The sequence below is a fragment of the Fulvivirga sp. AWR4_260 genome (assembly GCF_056158185.1).
Genome location: NZ_JBSWSU010000002.1, coordinates 1 through 5,883, shown reverse-complemented (window position 1 = coordinate 5,883; position 5,883 = coordinate 1). Strand labels below are relative to the sequence as shown.

Annotated in this window: 6 protein-coding genes; 4 read left to right on the top strand and 2 right to left on the bottom strand. The window is 41.6% G+C overall.

Translation table 11 applies throughout. From position 1 onward, the window contains the following. From ACXACQ_RS06045 to ACXACQ_RS06035, 3 genes are all read left to right on the top strand, one after another. Positions 1-244, top strand: a 244-nt coding sequence (locus ACXACQ_RS06045) for a universal stress protein (RefSeq protein WP_474975045.1), incomplete at its 5' end; no start/stop codon positions are given. 209 nt (positions 245-453) lie between these two features. Then, complete coding sequence (locus tag ACXACQ_RS06040) at positions 454-726, top strand: hypothetical protein (RefSeq protein ID WP_474975044.1); 273 nt, start codon at positions 454-456, stop codon at positions 724-726. Continuing rightward, the gene (locus ACXACQ_RS06035; protein WP_474975043.1) at positions 687-2,486 is read left to right on the top strand and encodes a TonB-dependent receptor plug domain-containing protein; all 1,800 of its coding nucleotides are present in this window, start codon (positions 687-689) and stop codon (positions 2,484-2,486) included. Before ACXACQ_RS06040 ends, ACXACQ_RS06035 begins: the two co-directional genes overlap by 40 nt. A 642-nt stretch (positions 2,487-3,128) precedes the next feature. Here ACXACQ_RS06035 and ACXACQ_RS06030 read toward each other — a convergent pair. Continuing rightward, positions 3,129-3,275, bottom strand: coding sequence for a DUF2986 domain-containing protein (locus ACXACQ_RS06030; protein WP_082389188.1), 147 nt, complete (start codon positions 3,273-3,275; stop codon positions 3,129-3,131). A 156-nt stretch (positions 3,276-3,431) separates the two neighbouring features. On the opposite strand from ACXACQ_RS06030, the gene ACXACQ_RS06025 reads away from it, so the two are divergent. After that, a complete protein-coding gene (locus tag ACXACQ_RS06025; protein ID WP_474975042.1) occupies positions 3,432-4,922 on the top strand; it encodes a dipeptidase in 1,491 nt (496 codons plus the stop codon). Between the two features lie 65 nt (positions 4,923-4,987). Here ACXACQ_RS06025 and ACXACQ_RS06020 read toward each other — a convergent pair. Continuing rightward, positions 4,988-5,883, bottom strand: an 896-nt coding sequence (locus tag ACXACQ_RS06020; protein ID WP_474975041.1) for a putative porin, incomplete at its 5' end; no start/stop codon positions are given.

The window sequence follows — 5,883 nt, the reverse complement described above, 5'->3', positions numbered from 1 at the left end:
AAGGTTAAGTTTGTCATACTCGTGTGCTCACCCAGCACCTTGGCTGAAAAACGGCTTTAATGTGAGAGCGCGCATGCTCGATGGCGATGTTTACCAAGCGCTGTGGCGGTATGAAAGTCACCACGCCGTTGACTTAATGGTGATGGGCGCATTTGGTCACTCTAAATGGCGGCAGTTCTTTTTAGGCAGCACGACCTTAAAAATGCTTGAAGATAGCCGTATTCCTTTAGTGGTGTTGCGCTAAGTTCTTTTACCTGTGACAGGGTGCGACAATATGTCACGTGTTCAGACTAATTAATGAGTTTTATTAATCGGCGTCATTAATTATTTGCTTTGATTTTAAAAGAGTTATGAACACGCAATCTTCTCGCCCTGGTTTTTTATTTTCGCAAAATTGCTGCAGCGCTTGGCTGTGTTTTAAGTATCTCAGCCTTTGCTGATGATTCTATTGAAGTGATAGAAGTACAAGGTCATGCCCAAAATAACCATCAATTAGTTGGCTCTGCAGACGCGTTACTGAAAGATTTAGGTGTTGATTTTTCAGCGGCCGGAGGGGTGTCTAACTTGCCAGTAATGAACGGCATGATGGGCGATAGAGTCAAAGCTTTAGTTGATGGTGCTGATGTCACAGCAGCGTGTGCTAACCAAATCAACCCGCCACTCTCTTATGTGTCGGCAAACCACAATTGCCTCTCTACAGTGTCGTTGCTGGTGTATCACCGGTAAGCAGTGGCGGTGATAATATTGCCGGTGTTATTAGAGTTAATACGATTGCCCCTGAATTTAGTGATACAGACTCACTGAATTGGCGCGCAGGCTATGTTACCGCCCAGTACAAAAGCGTTAACGATAGCCAAGCATACGCGCTAGGTGCCAGCCTTGCGAGCAAACAGTTTAGCTTGTCTTACCAAGGCAGCTTTGAAGATGCTAACAGCTATGATGATGGCCATGGTGAGCGTGTACTTGATACCTTATATCGAGTACAAAATCATGCCTTAACAGGCGCTATTCGTAATGAGAAACAACAGCTTGTGGTTAAGCTGACGCATCAAAAAATTCCTTACCAAGGCTTTGCAAATCAATACATGGATATGACCGATAACACCAGTTATGGTTTCGTTGTTCAGTATCAACGTGAGCTTGAAAATGGTGATTTGCAGGTGCAAGTGAATGCGCATGATGTAAAACACGAAATGGGGTTTTTCAGTAATGAGAAAACCGGCATGATGCCGATGAATACCGATGCACAAGATTACAGTTACCAAGTTCATTGGCGCACTGACTTATCAAAACAGTCATCACTAATGCTAGGGCAAGAATATTACGGTTATCGAATTGATGATTGGTGGCCAGCGGTTACAGGGTCAATGATGATGGGCCCAAATGAATACGTAAACATTAACGATGGCAAACGTGACCGCCTTGCGGCATTTGCGGAGTACCAAAACCAAGTAAACCAAGCATGGTGGGTGTCGGCAGGTGTTCGTGTTGAGCAAGTCAGCACAGATACTGGCGAAGTGCAGGCTTATAACGAAGGTGGCATGAGCGGCATGGCTAATATGGGCTCAATGATGGATATGTCAAAAACCGACGCCCAAGCTGCGATGGAATTTAACCAATTAGACCGTAAACGTGACGACACTTTAGTTGATATCAGCTTGCTTGCTCGCTATCAATTATCGAATAACGATGAGCTGCAATTTGGTTTAGCTCGTAAAAACCGCGCACCTAATTTATATGAGCGTTACAGCTGGGGTGTAGGTACGATGGCAACCACCATGATTGGTTGGTTTGGTGATGGTAATGGTTATATTGGTAACCCAGATTTAGAAGCCGAAACAGCTCACACATTAAGCTCTAGCTACACCAAACTTGCCAAAGACGATAGCTGGCAAGTAACGGCAAATGTTTGGTACACGCAAGTAAATGATTATATTGATGCTGAAGTGACTAAGAGCTTTAATCGCACCGACATGGCGCATACCAAGCGTAATATTCTTACTTTTACGAACCTAGATGCGACACTTTACGGTGCAAAACTGGCGGGCTTGGTAGAGCTTTACAACTCAAAGCAAGCAGGAAAATGGCAATTAAAAGGCTCACTAACCAGTACTCATGGTGAGCGTGATGATAGCAATGAAGACTTATATCAAATTATGCCACTGCACACTGAGCTGAGCCTAGAGCACGAATACAAAGGCTGGCAAAACGCACTGAGCTGGCAATGGGTTGATAGTAAAACTCATGTTGATGAGCGCCGTTTAGAAAACCAAACCGACAGTTATCAGTTACTGGCTATTTCAAGCCAGAAAACGTGGCAAAATTTAACCTTTAAGTTAGCAATTACCAACTTACTTGATGAATATTACCAACAGCCACTTGGCGGTGTAAGCATTGCTAATTACAAGCAAGATATGAGCAATGGCTTTGAGCAACTTGCCGGACAAGGCCGTTCGTATAATGCCAGTGTGAGTTATAGGTTTTAGGTTAGGGAGTTAGCGAGTTGCTAGAGTAAAGTTAGCAAGCTGCTAGGGTAAAGAGTGAAGAGAGCTGTCAGCTTTCAGATTAAAACCAGAGTTTCTAGTTACGAGAGTAAAGTTAGCGAGTCGAGATCACGTGTCCGATATAAATGTGACATAAGCTGTCGTAGGCGTGAAATTTATTTCGCGTTAAAACATATTGCACAAAGAGAAAAGAATGAGAAGACAATGAGGTAAAACAATAGATTACTTGTTGTTTTCCTCTAAAGCGCAGCGCCTCATATTCTCTTTGTGCAAATAAATGTCTTTGACGTAGGCGTGAAATTTATTTCGCGTTAAAACAAATTGCACAAAGAGAAAAGAATGAGAAGGTAATGAGGGAAAACACTGGATTACTTGTTGTTTTCTCTAAAGCGCAGCGTCTCTAATCCTCTTTGTGAAAAAATGTCTTTGCCGTAGACGTGAAATTTATTTCGCGTTAAAACAAATTACACAAAGAGAAACTAATGAGAAGAAAATGAGGAAGTAATATTAAAACTTTTTTTGTTTTTCTCTAAAGCGAAGCGTCTCTTATCCTCTTTGTGAATCATAGAAGTGTTGCGCGATATAAAATCGCGCCTACAATTTTACCCCTGACCGCTAGGTATTTTAATTTTCCTGCTCAGCTTCTTGCTGTGCTAATTTTTCGCGTTCTGCCTTTGAGATGTAGGCCGGTTTATTGCTTTTATGCAATTTTGCATTGGCACGCTTATCTTTTTGCTTAAGTTTAGTGAAGATCTTTTTTCTGCGGTTCATGAGTCTAACAAACGAATTAATAGGGTGAGTGGCTATTGTACCTTGTTGGTATTTTTAAGCGATCTATTTTGCTTTAATTAGAGATGTTATGTCGGCGTTATAAGCGTTACAATCAAGGCGACTTTCTAAAAACCTTCTTAAACTCTGGAGCTTATCTTGAAACATTCATTACTTGCTGCATTTTTATTAAGTGCTTTCTCTAGTCAGGCAGCTGTGTCTGAGCAAAGTGAAAAGCTGGCTAACTACGCGGTAGAGCAATATCAACAAGCGCAAATTCATACCTTAGAGAATTTAGTTTCGTATTCAACGGTAAATAAAGAAGGTCTAGCGACTCCAGATAACCCAGATTTCATTGGCTTTAAGTCGTTCTTAAAAATGAAAGCGGCGCAGTTTGGTTTTGATTATCAAGATTTAGGTTACACAGTGTTAATTGGCATGGGGAACCAAGCTGACAAAGTAACCATAGTAACCCATGGTGATGTGCAACCTGCAGATGCTAGTAAATGGCAGCAAAGTCCATTTAAAATGGATAAAACCTCTGAGCCAGGAAAGCTAATTGCACGTGGTACAGAAGATGATAAAGGCGCAATTGCGACTGCACTGCATGCAATGAAGGCGATTAAAGATAACGGTATTACTTTAAATAACCGTATTGAATTAATGGTTTACCTTGCAGAAGAGTCTGACTGGGCACCACTCGAAGAGTTCATGAAAACCTATCAGCAACCAAAATATGCTGTCACTATTGATGCTTCATACCCTGTGGTTGTTGCAGAAAAAGGCTGGAGCCTAATTGCGCCGACTTTCTCTGCGACCTCAGCACAAACAGGCTTATATGTCACTGACTTAAAAGGCGGCGCCTTTGTTAGCCAAATCCCTGAAGATGCCAGCGTGATAGTGCATAACGCTGATGCGGCGACAGTGGCTAAATTACACGACAATGTCGCTAAGCTTAAAAATGTCAAAGTGGCGATGACAGAGCAAGACAATGGCTTGTTAGTCCAAGTGAAGGGGATTTCAGCGCATTCATCTGAGCCAGAAGCGGGTGAAAATGCCATTGCGCACCTTGCAGAAATCTTTAAAGGTATTGATCTTGAGAACAATAGTGATGGTCAAGCCATTGAGTTTATCAATCAACTAATTGGCCTTGATTTATACGGCGCGCAATTCGGTGAAATTGGTTACAAGCATGACTTTATGGGCCCGATGACTGTTTCGCCTACCTTATTAAGCCGCGACGGTAACGACATTAAACTGTCGATTAATATGCGTCGTCCGGTAGGTAAAGAAGAAGCGGTGCTTAAGCAGCAAATTAATGAAGCACTTAGTGCTTGGCAAACCACTAATGGTGCTACGTTAAAAGACACTAAAGTTATTATTGGTACGCCAATGCTGTTAGATGGTGCGCCTCATGCAGAAGCATTACTCGATATCTTTAAGCACTTTACCGGCGATAAGGACGCGGGCTTTGTGTCAATTGGTGGTGGCACAAATGCTAAGCTGTTTGATAATGCGGTGTCATTTGGTCCATCAATGCCAGGTAAAAAGTACACAGGTCACTCAGAGCATGAGTTTATTACTGAAGAGCAGTTAGCACTGAACTTAAAAATGTATACTGCAATGTTGATGAAGCTAGGTAATATGTAATTCTATAAACTGAAAACGCCGCTTTATAGCGGCGTTCTTGTTTAAAACTGGTGACTCATTCCTATTTAGAATTGGGCAACAAACTTAAGGTTATAAAGTTCAGCAGAGCCGCTTTCAGTGTAATTCGCGGTTAAATAGTATTTATCATTAATAAAGTACTTACCTTGTAAAACGAGTTCAGAATCATCCAACCCTGCACCTATGGCATAGTGATCGCCGAAGTAGTAGCTGATCATGGCATTGCTTGCTGAATCATAAAGGCTGTCTTGATGGCCAACATCGACGGTAATGTAATGGCTACCGCTTAAATGATTAAAGTATCTGGCAGAGACATTCCAAACGTCGAGTTCATCATCTGTTTCTGCACTAAAACCAAGGTAATCCTTATCGTTGATTTGGAGGTTATACTGCGCTTTCAAGCGGAAATAATCATCACCATAGCTACGCACATCCCTATTTACAGAGACTTTTAAGGCATCGGCAAATAAGTAGCCAAGTCCTAGCGTGTAATTGTCTAAATCCCTCACGTCCCTCATATCAGCTACAGCAAACCAGTTGTTAAAAAAATACTCGCCTGATAAACCAATATCGTTGTAATAGTCTCCTCCTGAGTAATTCACTCGAAAGTTTGTATCTGTATCTAGGTAACCATAATCATCGAGCACCCCCGAGCTTTGCTGCTCTTCAAAGTAGTAATGGCTTACTAATTGATAGCCATCAAAGTCATAATAGTCATTATTAATATGAGTGTATTCGATACTGTTGAACCATTGTTTACTTACTTGTTGTTCTGTGGCGATTGAGCAGTTTGAATAAGCAAGTGTTGCAAGAGCGATCGGGGCTAATTTTTTAATCATACATATCCTTGTTGTATTTGGTTTTGCTTTATAAAGATAATACAACGAGGCGGTAAAAAGAATGTAATAAAGTGTTGTGGGTCTGTTAGTTTGTGAAAAGGCCA

Excerpts from the sequence above, each read along its gene's own strand:
- ACXACQ_RS06030 (WP_082389188.1), bottom strand. The coding sequence starts at position 3,275 with ATGAACCGCAGAAAAAAGATCTTCACTAAACTTAAGCAAAAAGATAAG.